The organism is Ruminococcus albus AD2013, assembly GCF_000526775.1.
Taxonomy (GTDB): Bacteria; Bacillota; Clostridia; order Oscillospirales; family Ruminococcaceae; genus Hominimerdicola; species Hominimerdicola alba_A.
Genome location: NZ_JAGS01000001.1, coordinates 2,578,161 through 2,596,588 on the forward strand (window position 1 = coordinate 2,578,161; position 18,428 = coordinate 2,596,588).

An 18,428-nucleotide genomic window follows, 5' to 3' on the forward strand; every position below is an offset into this window, starting at 1 on the left:
AAAAAAGCACGGAAAAGTGCTAATATATGTTTATAGTAAAAACACCGCAAAACAGAGGTTGAAGAACTTGGCAGCAAGAACAAACATGGTCCCCTCCTATAAAACTTTCTTCTTTTGGGGTCTGATATTAATGTTGACAGCGACAGTGATATTTTTTTTCGGCATCTACACGAATAATATGCGTGAGCGCTGTACCGAATCCACAACAGGTGTGGTAAAATCTGTAAAAAAATTGAGAGTAACAAAAAAAACCGGCACGCACAGAACAGAAACACATTATTGGTATAAGACCACATACGAATTTAAAGTTGACGGCAAGGTGTATTCGGGACGTTCTACTCTCGATGAAAAACGGAGACTTTATGAGGGCAGTCCGTTGCATGTGAATTACAATCCATCAAAGCCCGGTAAAGAGCACTATACCACATTAGATGACGATTGTACAGGAAAATTTGCAGTTTCGGTATTTTTCGGTGTGATAGGCGTTATTATCCTGGCCGCAGGCATTAAGGATAAAGCACGATTTAACAGATCGAATGGCATAAACGCCGATTTGAATGGTATGAACAACACTGACAAGTGTTGATATATGTGTATAGAAAAAACGTACAACAAAACGGAGGTAAAAGAAAATGGCTGTAAGAAGAAATACAAAATCAAGTCCCGGATTTACTATATTCTTTGGTTTGATATGGGTGATCGTTGCGATAGTTATATTCTCCGTCAGCAACAAAACGAATAATATGCGCAAGCGCTGCACTCAGTCCACAACAGGTGTGGTTCAGTCTGTACGATCGGAGCGCAGGACAAGAAAATCCGGCAAGCACCACAGAACAACATATTATGTTTATGTTACCGGATATGAATTCGAGGCTAACGGCAAGGAATATTCAGGCAGCTCAACTCTCAGCGCATCTGAGAGACTTGACACGGGCGCTACCCTTAAAGTAACCTATAACCCTTCAAACCCTGCCAAAGATCATTATTCAAACTATGACAACAGCGGCACAGGCGGTATGGTCGTATCGGGCTTTTTAGGTGTGATAGGCATTATCGTCGTTATCAGCGGCTTTGCCCAGAAAGCAAGACAGGGCGGCTCCGGTTTTAGCAGAGCGGCAGCATCAGGCACAGGTGTTGTACTGAATGGCTTTAACGGCAATAACAACTACAATTACAACACCTATAACAGCAACGGATACAATAACAACGGATATAATAACGGCTACAATAATAATTTTAACAGCAACTACAACAACGGATACAACGATCCAAACAGCTACAACACCAATTACAATAACGACTATAATAACAGCTATAATACCTACGACAACAATTTCAACAACGGTTACAATAATAACTATAACAACAATTACAATAACAACTACAATAACGATTATAACAACAGCTACAGCAATAACAACGTATACAGCGGCAGCAGCAACAATTATAATGACTTCAATCAGCTGAACTGATAAATTGACATTTCCAATCCTTCACCATATTATTGTAAAACATTTTGCACGGTACGGAAAAACTGTACCGTGCTGAATGTCGTTATAAGCGCAAAACAACAGATGTTCAAGGAGGTATAAGCATGGCATCTATTCTTGACGGACAGCGACAGTTCCACATACAGACACTTCCCGAGGAAGTAGGCAGATACGTTATCCTTCCCGGCGACCCGGGGCGTGTGCCGAAAATAGCAGCGCTTCTGGATAATGCTGTACAGGTGGCCAATAACCGCGAATTCAACGTATACACAGGAACACTTGACGGTGAAAAGGTCACGGTATGTTCAACAGGTATCGGCGGGCCTTCTGCGGCGATAGCTGTGGAAGAGCTTGCAAAATGCGGTGCGGATACCTTCGTCCGCATAGGCACCTGCGGCGGTATAGACCTTAAAATATGGGGCGGCGACCTCATAATCGCAAACAGCGCAATACGTGCCGAGGGTACTTCATACGAGTATCTGCCCATAGGCTATCCTGCGTCGGCAGATTATTCAGTACTTAGGGCACTGGCTGACAGCGCCGAAGAACTTTCTTCGGATGAGAACGGCAACCGCTATCACGTAGGTGTTGTACACTCAAAGGACAGCTTTTACGGTCAGGTCGAGCCCGAGCGTTCGGGTGTGGCTGACTATCTTCTGCCCCGCTGGAAGAGCTTTGTAAAATGCGGCTGTCTTTCTTCGGAAATGGAGTGTGCGGCGATATACTCGGTAGGCATGGTTCTCGGTGTACGCTGCGGATGTGTACTCACAGCCCTGTGGAACATGGAGCGCTCCAAACAAGGCTTGCCCGACACCCTGACAGACGACAGTTCACGTGGAATCAAATGCGCAGTAGAAGCCATAAGAAAGTTGATACGCCAGGACAAGGCATAAAACAAAGCGGAGAGCGATCGCTCTCCGCTTTTTCATATCATTTGTTATACCTTACAGTTCTTTCCCTTAACAGAAATATCCCAGCAAAGACCTGCTGCTATGAACATTATGTATGTCGCACTGAACCAGGTGGTGTTGAACCAGGCCTGAGCCATATACGCCAGTACCGCCGCAAATGCTGCCGCAGATACCCAGTCAGTCTTGCCATTGATGAAGCCTGCTGCAAGCTTTATACCCTTTATCAATGTAGCGATAAGGAAAACAGCATACAGTATCAGTGTGAGAACACCCTTCTGCATAGCGGTATCCATGTACTCGTTATAGCTGCGGTCCATGGTGAGATTATATTTTGAGAGATGATAAATCCCGTTATCTGGACCAACGCCCAGCGCAGGTCTGTCAGAGATAACATTTACCGCATCACCAAAGAGGTAATCATAGATACCACGGGTATCAGTCTCCTTATCAGCCATGCCGTATACGTAGTCATATCTTTCATAGTGACCTATCGACCTAACAACATAACTGTCGGTAAAGATGACTTTTTCATCATTGAACTCAGCTGTGCCTGTTCCGAAAAGTGCGCCTGCCGCAATACCCGATACAGCCAGAGGAATGAACACTGCAAGTGCGCCCTTGCCGCCCTTTGCCGCCTTGACAACTGCCAGGATAAGCACGATAAACGAAGCTGCTCCTATGCCGAGAACACCTGCATAAACATCTGTCAGACAAGCGGCAGCTGCCATTATCGGAGCGGCAATACAGTAAAGTATCCTGCGCTTTTTGTTATCATCAAAAGCCGCGCCGCCTATAGCCAGTGCAAATGCCACCGAAAGAAAAGCTGCCAGCGCATGGGGCGAGGTTAAAAATCCGCTTGCGATCCTGCCCTTTAAGTATACGCCGAAAGATGTATAGTTCTCTTCCTGAGATATGAATATCTCTCCCTTTGAAGCATCTGCAACATCGGTCGTACTGGGATAGAGGAAAAGATTTTCAAAGTAATTGCTTGTAACAGATGATACCGCGGGGATAGCTTCGATAATACCGACTATCGCCTGAAATGTTCCCATACCTACGATAAGATCCGAGAGCGCTTTTTTACGCTTGCCGTCGCTGAGTGCTGCCGCCGCGGCAAAAAGTCCCAGCCAGCCGAGAGTCATGAGAAAACCATCATGTCTGCCGATGTAGCCCAGCAGAGAATCGTGCTTGCTGCCTGCCGCCAGTGCCGATACCAGCGTCGAAACAAGCAACAGTATCGGCAGTATCAGTGTCTTGTTGTTTTTAAGATCGACCAGACCCTTCTGTCTGGCCACATCAAACACCAGATAGCCCAGTCCGCCCATAAGCATGACCATCGATGCCGAATAGAATATAAAATTATCACCGAGATAGTGAGGCATATTCTCCTCAACATACATCTCGATATGCTGGGTATAATACGCAGGTATCAGCACCAGCGATATTATAAGCACTGCCAGCATACAGAAACGGCTGCACATCTTCTGAGCACCGTCAAAGTCCATATTCAGAATAAAATCTGATTTTTCCGTAGAGCCGAACAGGTGCTTATGCCCCTTATTCAGCGTATCTGTTTTTTTATCCTTTGCCATAATGCGCCTCTGTATTATATTATTTTTGTCTGACTATCCCTTTACCACACCATACTATCATTATATATCTTTTAGCGCCGTAAAGTCCGGTGTGTCAGCGGGATCACTGTATTTTATTATAAAAAAAGCGGACAGGTCATTGCCCTGTCCGCCGTTTTCAAGCCTTACTTGGCATACTCCACTACTCTGCTCTCTCTGATAAGGTTCACCTTGATCTGTCCCGGATAGTCCATCTCTGTTTCTATCCTCTTTGCGATCTCCCTTGCCACCAAGACCATCTTTTCATCGTTGATCTTTTCGGGCTGAATCATGATCCTTACCTCTCTGCCTGCCTGTATAGCGAAAGATTTCTCTACGCCGTCATAGGAAGTACAGATCTCTTCAAGCTTCTGTAATCTCTTGATATAGTTTTCATAGTTCTCGCTTCTCGCGCCGGGTCTTGCCGCGGAGATAGCATCTGCCGCCTGAACCAGAGCCGCAACGACAGTTCTTGTTTCAACGTCGCCGTGGTGTGCTTCGATAGCATGGATAACATCGGCATTTTCCTTGTACTTCTTACATACATCTACGCCTATCTGAACATGAGAGCCTTCGATCTCATAGCTCAGTGCCTTACCTATATCATGGAGCAGTCCTGCTCTTCTTGCGAGATTTGCATCAACACCCAGTTCTGATGCCATCATGCCTGCCAGATGTGCAACCTCGATAGAGTGATTGAGCACGTTCTGACGGTAGCTGGTACGGAATCTCAGACGACCCAGCAACTTGATGAGCTCGTGATTAAGACCGTGTACATTGGTCTCCAGTACAGCTCTTTCACCCTCCTGCTTGATCTTGAGTTCCACTTCTCGCTTGGCTTTCTCGACCATTTCTTCGATACGGGTGGGGTGGATACGGCCGTCCTGGATAAGCTTTTCAAGGGCTATCCTTGCGACCTCACGCCTTACCTGATCGAAGCAGGAAATGGTGATAGCCTCGGGGGTATCGTCGATTATAAGGTCAACGCCGGTAAGAGTTTCAATGGTACGGATATTCCTTCCCTCGCGTCCGATTATCCTACCCTTCATCTCATCGTTGGGCAGCGCCACAACAGATACAGCAGTCTCAGACACCTGATCTGCCGCACATCTCGCAATAGCAAGCGAAATATACTGTCTTGCCTTGGCATCGCACTCGTCCTTGATCTGCGCGTCATAGTTAGCTATCTTGACAGCCTTCTCATGTACCAGATCACCCTCAAGCTGTGCCAGCAGATATTCCTTAGCCTGATCTACTGTCAGACCAGATATCTTCTCCAGCATATCCAGCTGTGAATGCTTGATGCGTTCAGCCTCAGCCACCTTCTCGTCGGCGGACTTCAGCTTTTTCTGAAGCGTTTCTTCCTTCTTTTCCAGATTGTCCAGCTTCTTGTCGATGCTCTCTTCCTTCTGCTGGATACGTCTTTCCTGTCTGGATACTTCACTTCTTCTTTCTTTCAGCTCTTTTTCAGTTTCCTGGCGGGACTTATGTATTTCGTCCTTTGCTTCCACCAATGCTGACTTTTTAAGAGTCTCTGCGTTTTTCTTCGCTTCCTCTACTATCTTTTCCGCTTCTGCTTCAGCCGAGCCTATAGCTGCTTCGGCAGTTTCCTTACGATAGTCGATTCCCTTCTTAAAACAAATGTAGCCACTGATAGCTGCGCCAAGAACAAGAGCCGCTACACAAAGTGCTATTACCAATCCGACACTCATTGTATAGCATTCCTCCTTCTTGAAAGTACAGAGTCCTTTTCCTTACGGATACCCCTTGTATCCACGAAAAAAGCCTCTGCCCGATATTAAATTGTAAAGATACAAATAGCATGAATAGTTTTATGGTAAACCGCCTCAGCGGGACCGATAAAAATTTTAATGCATAATATTATTGTATAACAAATCGCCGAAAATGTCAAGGTATTTTTTAGATATTCTGCTAAAAATTTTATTTTTGGGGATATGCCCTGAAAATCCCCCTTGACAAACGCATTAAAGAGTGATATGATAATTTTATAATATTGTAAATCGATGACGGGGAAGCCGTTTGGCACATAAAGCGCATCACAGAGAGTACCGCATATGCTGAAAGCGGTACATCGCAAAGCTTCACGGATACCGCCCCAGAGTGCGTCCAATACACGCCGCAGGTCTGCGTTAAAGACTAAATGAGGTACAGTGCCATAATAATGGTATTGTGCGAATCTGGGTGGAACCGCGTTATATGACGTCCCATGAGAGTAATATACTCTCGTGGGATTTTTTATTTTGCACATACAGAACACTAGGAGGAAACACAAAATGAACAACAGAAAAACATTCGCGATGATATGCTATTTTATAAGCATCGCTGCCTGTATAGGCGCGGGAGTGGTATCATTCATGGCATACAGGCATTCGATAACCTACACACTGGGATTTTTGATATTCGTGCCAATATGGATAGGTGCATACTGGTTCCTTGGATTTTTCAATGCACTGGCACGTGAGAAAAGCGGCAAAAAGACAAGATTCGTAGTTAAAAAATCGCTTACCAGAGGCTTAAGCGCAGTGGCTAATATATTAAGCGTACTGCTTTTGTGCTTCTGGGTATACGCTTATATATTCATGGTACTTCCCGCTAATAAGGCTGACAGCAAGGCCAAAGTCGGGACCCGGCAGGTCGTATCATGGAGCGTGGATATGCGATAAGATAAACTGAACTCAAAAGATTTGAACGGAGGGATATCATGACAGTCGGAAAACCTGAGACCAGCGGCTGGGACGCTATAACCGCAGAATTTGAAAGGATATATCCTGACCAGAAAGCACCTATACACTATGGCACCATAGTGCCGTATGAACTGGGCGGCAATGACCCGCTGAACGGTATAAGCATCTATGACGGCGGCGATTTCTGGCACTTTGTCACCTACGGACTTTCGGAACTTTATGAAAAAGAAAGCCAGGACAAAGAGTGGAGCGGATTCGGCTATGAGCTGACATTCAAACTGAAAAAGGGCTGCTACACCCCCGAAAACGAAGCAAACGAGCTGAAATGTGTCGCAGGACTTCTTCAGCAGATAGCAAGGATAACCTTCAAGAACGGCGAGATATTCCAGAACAACGAATACCTCTACACGGGTCAGACCGCAGGTATTGACTTTGAGCAGAAGTCTCCTCTGACAGGTTTCATCTGCATCAACGACCCGTCGGTGAACACACTTGAAACACCTAACGGCAGAGTGGAATTCATCGAAATGATCGGCATGACCGATGCTGAACTGAAAACTCTCGGTTCACATGACAGCGTGGCTGAGATATACCAAAAGCTCGGCAGCGATGTTACCGATTATTACAGAAAATCAATAGTATAATTCAAGCAATTTGATCCTGCGGTACGCGTTTATATGCAAGACAAAGACCGCTACCGCGGATGGTAAAAATGAAAGGTGGAATAATAATGATCAAGCTAACGTTAAAAGACGGCTCCGTTAAGGAGATCGAGCAGGCAATGCCTGCAAGCGAAATAATCAAGGGCATAGGAATGGGTCTTTACAAGGCTGCCTGCGTTGTAAAGATCAACGGTGAGATCAAGGATCTGAGAACCGTCATCGACAGCGACTGTGAATTTGAAGTCCTGACTTTTGATTCAAAGCACGGCAAGGAGACTTTCTGGCATACTGCTTCACATCTGCTGGCACAGGCTGTCAAGAATCTCTATCCCGATGCTAAGCTGGGCAGAGGTCCTGCTACGGAGAACGGCTTCTACTATGATTTTGAAGTTGAAAAGCCCTTTACTCCCGCTGACCTTGAAAAGATACAGGCTGAGATGAAGAAGCTCGCAAAGGAAGGTTTTGAGCTTGAAAGATTCGTGCTTTCCCGCGATGAGGCTATCAAGCTGATGGAGGAAAGAAACGAGAAGTACAAGATAGAGCTTATCGACAAGCACGACAGCAAGGGCGAAAAGCTTTCCTTCTATAAGCAGGGCGATTTCGTTGACCTCTGTGCAGGTCCTCATATCATGAGCGTTGCTCCCATCAAGGCTGTAAAGCTGACACAGTGCACAGGCGCATACTGGGGCAAGGCAGAGGACGGCATACAGATGTCCCGTATCTATGGTACTGCTTATCCCAAGGCTTCCATGCTTGAAGAGCACCTGAAGCAGATGGAAGAAGCTAAACTCCGCGACCACAACAAGCTGGGACGTGAGCTGGAATACTTCACAACAGTTGATTACATTGGTCAGGGTCTGCCTATCCTGCTGCCCAAGGGCGCTAAGGTTATACAGACTCTCCAGAGATGGATAGAGGACGAGGAGTACAAGCGCGGCTATCAGCTGACAAAAACTCCTTTCATGGCAAAGCGCGACCTCTACAAGATCTCCGGTCACTGGGATCACTACAGAGACGGTATGTTCATACTGGGTGACCCCGATGACGAGACAAAGGAATGTTTCGCTCTGCGTCCCATGACTTGTCCTTTCCAGTATCAGGTATTCCTGAACAGAAAGCGTTCTTACAGAGATCTGCCTATGAGACTTGGCGAGACTTCCACACTGTTCCGTAACGAGGACAGCGGCGAGATGCACGGTCTTATCAGAGTACGTCAGTTCACTATCTCCGAGGGTCATCTGATACTTCGCCCCGAACAGCTGGAAGAAGAGTTCCGCGGCTGTCTCGACCTTGCAAATTACTGCCTTGAAACACTGGGTCTTGCAGAGGACGTAAGCTACCGTTTCTCTCAGTGGGATCCCAACAGAACGGACAAGTACGAGGGTACTCCCGAACAGTGGGACGAAGCTCAGGGCACAATGAAGAAGATACTGGACAACATCGGTCTTGATTACGAGATAGGTATCGACGAGGCTGCATTCTACGGTCCTAAGCTGGATATCCAGATCAAGAACGTATTTGGCAAGGAAGATACACTTATCACAATACAGATAGATATGCTGCTCTCCAAGAAGTTCGGCATGGAGTATGTTGACAAGGACGGCAAGATGCGCAATCCTTATATCATCCACAGAACTTCCATGGGCTGCTACGAGAGAACTCTCGCACTGCTGATAGAGAAGTACGCAGGCGTGCTCCCCCTGTGGATGGCACCCGAGCAGGTACGTATACTGCCCATCAAGCCCGAGCACAATGACTATGCATACGACCTCTGCGATAAGATGCGCGCTCTCGGCATGAGAGTTGAGGTAGATGCTGAGGACGATAACATCGGACCTAAGATCAAGCAGGCAAGATTCGACAGAGTTCCTTATATGTTCATCATCGGTGATAACGAAGTTAAGGACGGCACTGTAACAGTCCGTTCAAGAAAAGAGGGCGAGCTTCCCGCTATGCCCGCAGCTGATGCCATCGCCAAGCTGAAGGAAGAGATCGATACAAAGGCTAAGTAATACTAAATTTGTATAAGCCAAAAGCGATGTACCTTTTTTGCAGGTACATCGCTTTTTACTATATTTCGGCGGTTTTTCTGGCGTAGTATTCTTCTTTGTCCTTATCGCAGGCAGCTTTGACTTCTACAAACAGCTGACGATAATTCCTGTGCTTTTCGGGATCAAATGTTACAAATCCCTTTGCAACCGAGAGAAGATTTTCATGTACGTGTTCTTCGTTATACTTTTCCAGCTCTTTTTCAAATTCAGCAAAAAGGTCTTTCATTTCCCAGCTTTGCTTTTTATCTGCCAGTATGATAAATTCATCACCCGTTACATGGTACACGCTTTCTTTTCCGAATACGTGTTTCAGCATTCTTGCACATTCATACAACAACCTTTCACCCGCTTCAAAGCCGTGATGAGTATATATCTTTTTCAATCCGTTGATATCTAAAAACGCAGCCGAAAATACAGCTTTGCCTGAAGATATCTGCTCGTCTATCTCCTTTACCCTGCTTCTGTACGATACCTTGTTTCTGACACCCGTAGTATCATCATACTCCACTCTTGATTCAACATACTTTGCATAATGCCGAAGCTTGTCATAGACCTTTTCAATACTTGAATTGACTGCTTCATATTCATTTACCGAATGTTCCTCGATCGCTTCTCCCTGTGCAAGAGTTTTCAGCATATGGCTTTCAGATTCAGGCAGCATTTCAAGCCTTTTTATAGAGCCCTCCATGATCTGCTTATCCAGCTTCTGTGTCAGATCATCAAGATCTTCAAGTCTGTTCAGCATTTCTGTAAAACGCTTTCTGTTTTGTGACATGATAACAAACGACAAAACGATACCTATCGTCATAGCGACCAATGTTACTATAACGGCTACCGATCTGTTGGCATTCATTGCGTTTTCATACCATTCCGCACTGAAATCAACACCTATGATACCCACAACCTTGCCATCAGCATCAAAAATAGGACTGTATGCCGAATAGAATCTTCCCCATTCATCAGCATGAGCCTCTTTATCAACGTCTGATTTACCTTTAGCAGCATTTAAAAGTGCTTCGGTGGTTTGAATACTTTCACCGAATTCAGCAGGATCTTCCCTGTCAGGGTCTATGGTAAATGTGAAGGTACCGTCAGGTTCGGGATTTACTCCGTAAATGTAGTCCAGTTCGATATTATCCTGAAATGAACGAAGTATATCCAGCGTCCTGTTATAATCCGCGGAATTCTTGTGTTCAGCCTTTATATTCTTGAGAACTTCGCCATCTATCTGTGCCGCTGCCGTATTTGATACATCAAGCATTCTTGCTTCTATCTGGGTGCGCAGTGCGTCTTTTGATATTTTCACTAGTATCACGCCCATCAGGACATTTGTAGTAAGCAAGAGGATAAGTGCGAGAATAAAATTACGAATACTTGTTTTTACATTGGTTTGCTTTCTATCCATAGTACACCTCTTTTACAATTATTTTAATCTACAGATAATGAAATTCTGACTTTATGAAGTTTCATAGAATATTAACATTGATGTTTTAATTTATTATAGCATGATTGACAATTTATGTCAAGTAAAATGTCGAATTTTTGAGATATTTTATGTCATTTTTGTAACATTGTTCAAAAGCTCCATTATAAAAAACTCCCCGATACGAATCGGGGAGCAATACTTATCAATATCAATTATCAGCCGTTAACGGTATTCACAGCACCCATGAAAACAGGTGTTCCGCTTTCGGTATCTATTATCGCATAAACGAAAGGTCTGTTCAGATATACTTGCTTTTTATCTTTTGCCTCCATGCAAGCTTCATCTGTCATAACAACTACTGTTGATGCTGCCGCCTTTGTTCCGAAGCGGTCAAGCTCTATGTGGGTCTTGTGGATAACTTTGTCAATGAAGAGCGATCCCGAACCTGTTTCTGCCATATCTGAAAAATCAGCGTTCTCATCAAATGGTGCAGTCATTCCCATAGCTTTAAGGTCATCGCTCAGTTCTCTGCCGTAATCATAGGAAAATTCCGGTATGCACGCATCTACACTTCCTCCGGCGCTCTGCCAGAGATTGCTCAGTTTTTCACCATCCATATTCGCCACGTAATCAGCTATGTCAGTACCTTCCGAGGGCAGCATAGCCATAAAAGCGTAGTCATGTCCGCTGTAAAATTTCAGGAAACCTGTGGTGTTCTCGTCCTCAAAATAGCCGCCCTCCTCAGAGTACAGCATCTTCACCTTTTCTTCCTCGCCTTTGCTGTTGGTGAATTTATCGTCCTCGCGCACCTGAGCATCCTCATATTTCTCAGCCCATTCGCCCTCAAATGCCATTGCATCTATAAGGTATGCAACATCGCTTTCTTTTATACTATCAAGCACAGAAGGTATCATATTATTCGTGTTTTTGTCGACCCAGCTGTTGATATCATTGAGGGTGGTGTTATCAAAAGGCGCAAGAAAACTGTCAGCGTTGTACACCGACTTTACCTTATCGCAGAATTCCTGTTTCATCTTTATACGTTCTGAATCGTCACGCACCCATACGGAGTTCGCCACATTAAAGTTTACAGTATCACTGTTCATAAACTTTGTCATGCGGTATTGCATAGCCTTGTTCACAGCGTCGATGCCTTGACCGCCGAGAACAGTTTCCATCTGCGAAAGGGTCTCACCATTAGCGCCGTTTGCTGTCATTCCAATAGCCAACATAACGCTTTCAGGTGATATCATAACATTATTGCCCGCCTTGATATCCTCAGCGCAGGTCGTCTTGAATAACTCAGCAGAGTAATTGCGATAGGCAGCATTAAAACTATCATCGGGCGTTTCGTCGCTGTTTTCATGAGAAACCTCAGAAAGAGGCTTTACCGACATATTTGTCTCATCGGGTTCAGCAATTGTATCATCGGGTGTGGTTGTCGGGTCTGCATTCCCTGCCGAAGAACTTGTATTCTTACCTGTGGAAGCGGGAGATTCTTTCTGTTCACTGACGTTTCCGCAGGAAGTCAGTGCAATCATCAGACCTGCAAGTGCCATGCAAATAGTTCTCTTTAAATATATGTTTTTCATTTTTGTTTCCTCCTATATTATGTCGGCGTTTTGTTATCGCCTTTCTTTTGTCTTACATTTTATATACGTACAGCCTGCCGACAATTTATGGTGTTATAATGCACAAATTTTGCATCACAGTTTTGGTACATAAATTACAAAAGCGCGGCGATCGTTCCCGATGCCGCGCGATATATCATTATTCTGCTGTGCAGTACTCAGCTCTGCCGCTTGAGAAGATATCTCCGCCGTAGCAGTCGTCTGCAACAATCAGGGGGAAATCCTCAACATAGAGCTTCTTAACCGATTCACAGCCAAGATCTTCAAAAGCGATAACTTCACAAGACTTTATGCAGTTGCAAGCCAGCGCACCAGCGCCGCCAACTGCACACAGATATACTGCCTTGTTCCTGACAACGGCATCTCTTACCTCCTGCGACCTTTCGCCCTTGCCGATCATTCCGCCCAGGCCCAGATCAAGGAGTCTCGGTGCAAATCTGTCCATTCTGCCCGAAGTAGTCGGTCCGCATGAACCGATCGGTCTGCCCTCCGGTGCGGGTGTAGGACCTGCGTAGTATATCACAGCCCCTTCGAGAGGTATCGGCAGTTCTTTGCCCTCATCGAGCAGTGCTGCGAACCTTTTATGTGCCGCATCTCTGGCAGTATAAACAGTGCCTGTGACCAGTATCTTATCACCGCAATGGAACTCACCGCTTCTAGCTTTAAGCTCCTCGGTGCGAAATTTTCTTAGTTCAGCCATTATTCTTCTTCGTCTTCGGAAACAATATCCAGACCGTCATCGATAAGATCTCTAGCGGTGTTAACAGCACCTATGCTGCTGCCGTACAGATCGTTGAGGGAAGTAACCAGCTTCTGAACGGTATCGCTGAGACTTGTGAACTGCTCCTTAACAGCTGTTCTGATCTCAACTGTATCGTTCTTGATAGCAGCAGCCTTCTCCTTAGCCTCGTTAACGAGTCTTTCAGCCTCTGCCTCTGCTTCTTTCTTAACTCTGGAAGCCTCGGAATAAGCAGCACCTGTAACCTGATCTGCCTCTTTCTTAGCTTCTGCCTTAGTAGCTTCTGCGTTTGCATTAGCTGCGCTGATAGTCTGCTCTGCCTCGGTATTAGCCTTTGTAACAGTAGCCTCAGCCTGTGCATTAGCATCATCAATGACCTGGTTAGCCTGAGCCTCAGCATCGTCAGTGATCTGCTTTGCGTCTGCTCTAGCCTTCTCGATAGCCATATTAGCAGTCTGCTGAGCCTGTACGAAGATCTGTCCCATATCGAATGCCTGCTGAGAACCGCTGTTAGCAGCCTGGCTAGCCTTCTGCTCTGCCTCTGCTACCTTGTCCTTCAGTGTCTCGATCTCGGCGTTCTTCTCCTCGAGCTCTGCGTCCTTATCAGCGATCTGCTGCTCATAGTCGGCAATTCTGACTTTCATGGTATCAGTAGATGCCATCAGCTCAGCTATCTTCTGCTTGGCTTCCTCTACCTTAGCTTCGAGTTCCTTCTTGGCCTCGTCGTCACCCTTAGAGTCGCTGCCGCCCTGAGCAAGCTGGTCTATCTGCTCTTCCTGATCCTTGACCTTAGTCTCCAGCTGATAGATCTTAGAAGTCAGCTCATCAACATACTGCAGAACGTCCTGCTTATCGAAGCCGCCGACTCTTACTGTTCTCAAATAACCATTACTAGCCATTTTAATTCCCTCCTGAATATATGTTAGCGAAGATATTATTTACAATAATCCTTAGTACACTCTATTATACTATAAACAAAAAATTATTTCAACCACTAATTTTGACGATTTGAGCATAAACATAAAAATTCAGTAATCTACACAATATTCATACTTGTTTTTGTGCATATTTCCGTCCGATTTATGCCGATATTTATGGAAATCAAGCATTTTTTCACCCACCGCCGAGTGCATGAAAATCGGTTCAGTTTATCCTCACTGTAGCTGAACTTAATTCAGAATATCTGAACAAATTCTATCAAGCAAAGACGAGCCGCCGGACTCGTCTTTGAGCGTGGATCACTTATTCTTGAAAACGTTGAAGATATCGTCGTAGATATCTGTCTTATCAGCAGCCTTTACACCTGCTCTGTACATAGCTTCAGCGTCAGCCTTCTTGTCCTCCTCAGTTCTCTGGAAAGAGAATGTCTGAGCGGTAGGAGCGGGAGATACTGCCTGTACAGCCTGAACTGCCTGTACCTGAGCCTGCTGAAGAGCAGCAGCTTCCTGATAGTTAGCAGCAGAAGGGATACCGTCAACAAAGTCAGCTGCGATAACAGTAACGTCCATGCAGTCCTTGGTATCGGGATTTGTGCCGTTACCGAAGATGATCTCTGCGCCGTCATCAGCTGCATCTGCGATAGCTGCGGTCAGCTCGTCCATATCACTGATAAGGAGGTCTTCGGACATATTAACATTAACTATCAGTCTTCTAGCGCCTCTGATAGAAGTCTCAAGTATCTTGGAAGCGATAACCTGATCAACGATATCCTGAACCTTATCCTTGCCTTCGCCGTGGCCGATAGCGATGTGAGCTCTGCCCGCACCCTTAAGGATGGTTGTAACATCGGCGAAGTCAACGTTTATCTCATCATGTCTTGTGATTATCTCTGCAATAGCAATAACATCAGTCTTCAGCACTTCATCGGCGATCTGGTATGACTGCTTCATGGTCAGTCTCATATCGCTGGTAATGAGGTTCTGGTTAGGTATAACGATCAGTGCATCAACGTGCTTTACCAGCTGCTCGATACCGCTTTCAGCTCTCTGCATCTTCTTAACGCCCTCAAACTTGAAAGGCTTGGTAACAACACCTATGGTGAGCTTTTCAAGGCTCTGAGCTATCTCAGCAACAACGGGAGCTGCACCAGTACCTGTGCCGCCGCCCATACCTGCTGTGATAAATACCATATCAGCGTCCTTGATAGCCTCAGCTATCTCGTCCTGGCTCTCCTGTGCGGAAGCCTCACCGATCTCAGGCTTTGCACCTGCGCCCAGACCGTGAGTCAGCTTAGCGCCGATCTGTATCTGTCTGTCTGCCTGTGATTTTTTAAGTGCCTGTATATCGGTATTTACAGCTATGTATTCAACATTGCCCTGTATACCTGCCGCTGCGATGCCATTAAGTGCATTTCCGCCGCCGCCGCCGACGCCGATGACCTTAATGCTTGCACCAACCATTGGCTCTTCTACAAATTCGTAACTCATAGTAAACATCCTCCCAAAATATTTTCACATATCCTTACGGGTCATTATTAACCTTATATTTCTTCTGTCTTTATATAATCCGACCCGAAGAACATAATTAGATACACTAATACTATATCACAAATTTCCCGAATTGTAAAGGATTTTGACAATTTAATGCCATTATATTGGTTAATTTTTTATTAATTGATTATGTTACCAGCCATACCCACCATTATCGTAAGTATAGTCATATCCGCCGCCATTATCGTAGTACTGACCGTTATCCCAGTTATTGTCAGTCCAGCCGCCGTTGTCATAATACTGACCATTGTCCCCTGTATTATCCGTCCAGACACCGTTTTCATCATATCCGCCGTTGTTATCTGCCTGACCGTCACCGTTATTCGTAACATCATTTTCAGCCTGACCGTTATCAGCAGAATTATCGGAATCAGTGCCGTCTTCTGTGTTGGCATCTTCCGCAGCACTGTCGTCGGTATTGGTTTTTTCAGGGTCTTTAGCGAATGTAGGCTTGCCGATATACTTATCCTTAGGTATAGCTGAAACGCCGTTTTCAGAGCCGTTATATATGAGCGTACCCTCATAGTTATCAGCAAGCTTGCCCATCACTGCTTTGAAATAGCTCAGCTTATATCCGATATCCGCCGAACTTCCCAGCTTGATATCCAGCCTGTTGTCGATATTCAGCATAATATTCGCACGGGAGGTGATATCAATAGTCTTTACATTCTCATAATCCTGCTCGATAAGTTCTTTCATAAGGTCGTTGATTATTTTATCGCTGTAATTGTCCTCCGACCTCAGCTTTGCACCTGCCGCACGAAAAGCAAATATCTCCTCATCTGTGAGTTCTTCGCCCTTATCTATACGTTCCTGTGCCGTATAGAACTTGAAACCCGTGATTATAGGGATACCACCTGTTGGCATAGGATTGTTCGCTTCAAGTATCCTGCCCGAGGTACTAAGCACATAGTATCCGCCCTCATACTCGATATCTGCCGCTTTTACAGCTTCTTTGCAGTCTATAACTACTGTTGAGGGATATGACTTCGACACCTTCACCTCGTCTATGTAAACGAGATTATCCGTCAGGCGTTTTTCTGCCCTTGCAGTATCCGTCCTCACAAGATTCATATCTTCGTATATACCGCCGACATTTATTATCTGGTCATCGGTATAAAGGCTCACGCCCCTTACTTCAACACTGCTGACGTTAAAAAATATCGTCATGCAGAGAATAAGTACGACCACTGCCGCTGCGACTGCCGCCAGCGCATAAAGCATACGCAGGTCAAGCTTCCGCCCGACCCTTCTGGGCGTCATCGCAGGCACAGGTTCATTTTCAAAATCAACACTCATTTTATTTCTTTCCTCTGTCTGTCAGTCATTGGCATATAATATTTTGCCTGAAATACAATAATGCCGTTTCCAAATTTTTACACTTTTTTCATCAGAACTCTCTGCGTATATCAGCGCCCACCGACCTGAGTACGTTCTCGATAAGTTCGTACCCCCTGTCGATATAGCACACTCCCTCCACCGAAGAAATCCCCTCGGCACCGAGAGCGGCAACTGTCAGCGCCGCGCCGCCCCTAAGGTCATGTGCCCTCACATTCGCGCCGCAGAGCTTTTTCACGCCCTGTATCACAGCTGTTCTGCCCGATACTTTTATATCAGCCCCCATGCGCACCAATTCGTCCACATGGCGAAATCTGCTCTCAAATATATTTTCTACTATCATACTGCTGCCCCGCGCCGTAGTCAGCGCCGCCATCACCAAAGCCTGTGCGTCTGTCGGAAAACCGGGATAAGGCATCGTCCGTATCATCCGCACTGCTTTCAGCGGTTTTACACAGCTTATGAATATCCTGTCGTTTGTACAGTAAACCGCGGCTCCCATTTCTTCAAACACCGCCGTCACCGCCTGAACGTCATCGCACTTTATACCGATAAGTCCGAGCTCACCGCCTGTCGATGCCGCTGCAGCCATATAAGTAGCCGCCGCTATCCTGTCGGGCATTACTTCGTATTCACAGCCATGCAGCTTCTTCACGCCGCATATTCTGAGCGTACTGCACCCCGCGCCCCTGATGTCAGCGCCGCAGCGGTTCAGAAAATCCGCAAGGTCTGCTATCTCGGGTTCACGCGCCGCGTTTCGGATAACAGTATCTCCTTCAGCACACGCCGCCGCAAGCATGATATTTTCGGTAGCTCCTACGGAAGGGAAAGGCAGGTCGATCACCGCGCCCCGTATCCCCTTAGGACAGGTACAGCTTATCCTGCCATGCTCCTCGCATATCCTTACACCCAGCTGTTTAAGCGCAGTCAGATGCATATCTATCGGTCTCGGACCAAGTTCGCAGCCGCCGGGATAGCTCAGTTCGCATCTTCCCGTCTTGCCCAGCACCGCGCCCAGAAATACTATGGAACTGCGCATTTCGCGCATAAGTTCCTCCGTTATCCTGTATCCATCGGCACCGACAGGGTCGGTCACCGCGGTATCTTTCCTGAAACTGCATTTGCAGCCAAGTTCGTTAAGTATCCTGCAAGCGGCAAAAACGTCCGTCAGCTCGGGACATCGCCTCAGCACCGTCCTACCCTCCGCCAGCAGACACCCTGCAAGCAGCGGCAGCGCACTGTTTTTGGCACCCTGTACCCTTATCTCACCGCACAGCCGTTTTCCGCCATTTATGATAAGTCTCTGCATAAGCTACGCCCCTTTTTTGAAGTATAGCTTATTTTATGCACGAAACTTGTTATTTGTTACCTGATGT

At 46.0% G+C, this 18,428-nt stretch carries 15 protein-coding genes; 6 read left to right on the forward strand and 9 right to left on the reverse strand.

Going from position 1 to position 18,428, the window contains the following annotated elements; genetic code table 11:
* Positions 1–145 precede the first annotated feature (145 nt).
* From N773_RS0111465 to N773_RS0111475, 3 genes are all read left to right on the forward strand, one after another.
* Positions 146–586 (forward strand): DUF3592 domain-containing protein, encoded by a 441-nt coding sequence (locus N773_RS0111465; protein WP_196231637.1) that lies wholly within the window; start codon positions 146–148, stop codon positions 584–586.
* A gap of 46 nt (positions 587–632) precedes the next feature.
* Positions 633–1,472, forward strand: a complete 840-nt coding sequence (locus N773_RS21285; protein WP_024857921.1) for a DUF3592 domain-containing protein — start codon at positions 633–635, stop codon at positions 1,470–1,472.
* A gap of 122 nt (positions 1,473–1,594) precedes the next feature.
* Positions 1,595–2,383, forward strand: a complete 789-nt coding sequence (locus N773_RS0111475; protein ID WP_024857922.1) for a nucleoside phosphorylase — start codon at positions 1,595–1,597, stop codon at positions 2,381–2,383.
* 44 nt (positions 2,384–2,427) lie between these two features.
* On the opposite strand, the gene N773_RS0111480 is transcribed toward N773_RS0111475, so the two are convergent.
* The gene (locus N773_RS0111480) at positions 2,428–3,993 is read right to left on the reverse strand and encodes an O-antigen ligase family protein (protein WP_024857923.1); all 1,566 of its coding nucleotides are present in this window, start codon (positions 3,991–3,993) and stop codon (positions 2,428–2,430) included.
* Between the two features lie 164 nt (positions 3,994–4,157).
* The gene (rny, locus tag N773_RS0111485) at positions 4,158–5,723 is read right to left on the reverse strand and encodes a ribonuclease Y (RefSeq protein ID WP_024857924.1); all 1,566 of its coding nucleotides are present in this window, start codon (positions 5,721–5,723) and stop codon (positions 4,158–4,160) included.
* A gap of 582 nt (positions 5,724–6,305) precedes the next feature.
* Between rny and N773_RS0111490 the strand changes: the two genes are divergently transcribed.
* The 3 genes from N773_RS0111490 to thrS all read left to right on the forward strand — a co-directional run bounded on the left by N773_RS0111490 (position 6,306) and on the right by thrS (position 9,390).
* Entirely contained in the window at positions 6,306–6,695 is a 390-nt protein-coding gene (locus tag N773_RS0111490; RefSeq protein ID WP_024857925.1) for a hypothetical protein, read from the forward strand.
* Positions 6,696–6,733: 38 nt separating this feature from the next.
* A complete protein-coding gene (locus N773_RS0111495; RefSeq protein WP_024857926.1) occupies positions 6,734–7,360 on the forward strand; it encodes a suppressor of fused domain protein in 627 nt (208 codons plus the stop codon).
* Between the two features lie 86 nt (positions 7,361–7,446).
* Positions 7,447–9,390: a threonine--tRNA ligase gene (gene thrS, locus N773_RS0111500; protein ID WP_024857927.1), complete on the forward strand. Its 1,944-nt coding sequence runs from the start codon at positions 7,447–7,449 to the stop codon at positions 9,388–9,390.
* A 58-nt stretch (positions 9,391–9,448) separates the two neighbouring features.
* On the opposite strand, the gene N773_RS0111505 is transcribed toward thrS, so the two are convergent.
* From N773_RS0111505 to murA, 7 genes are all read right to left on the reverse strand, one after another.
* Positions 9,449–10,834 (reverse strand): sensor domain-containing diguanylate cyclase, encoded by a 1,386-nt coding sequence (locus N773_RS0111505; RefSeq protein WP_024857928.1) that lies wholly within the window; start codon positions 10,832–10,834, stop codon positions 9,449–9,451.
* 236 nt (positions 10,835–11,070) lie between these two features.
* On the reverse strand, positions 11,071–12,447 hold the full coding sequence (locus N773_RS0111510; protein WP_024857929.1) for a serpin family protein: 1,377 nt from the start codon (positions 12,445–12,447) through the stop codon (positions 11,071–11,073).
* A gap of 178 nt (positions 12,448–12,625) precedes the next feature.
* Positions 12,626–13,186, reverse strand: coding sequence for a FumA C-terminus/TtdB family hydratase beta subunit (locus N773_RS0111515; protein WP_024857930.1), 561 nt, complete (start codon positions 13,184–13,186; stop codon positions 12,626–12,628).
* A complete protein-coding gene (locus N773_RS0111520; protein ID WP_024857931.1) occupies positions 13,186–14,124 on the reverse strand; it encodes a hypothetical protein in 939 nt (312 codons plus the stop codon). Before N773_RS0111520 ends, N773_RS0111515 begins: the two co-directional genes overlap by 1 nt.
* 339 nt (positions 14,125–14,463) lie before the next feature.
* Entirely contained in the window at positions 14,464–15,651 is a 1,188-nt protein-coding gene (gene ftsZ, locus N773_RS20180) for a cell division protein FtsZ (protein WP_024857932.1), read from the reverse strand.
* Positions 15,652–15,846: 195 nt separating this feature from the next.
* Positions 15,847–17,013, reverse strand: coding sequence for a cell division protein FtsQ/DivIB (locus tag N773_RS0111530; protein WP_024857933.1), 1,167 nt, complete (start codon positions 17,011–17,013; stop codon positions 15,847–15,849).
* Positions 17,014–17,104: 91 nt separating this feature from the next.
* Positions 17,105–18,361 (reverse strand): UDP-N-acetylglucosamine 1-carboxyvinyltransferase, encoded by a 1,257-nt coding sequence (murA, locus tag N773_RS0111535; protein WP_024857934.1) that lies wholly within the window; start codon positions 18,359–18,361, stop codon positions 17,105–17,107.
* Between the last annotated feature and the right edge of the window lie 67 nt (positions 18,362–18,428).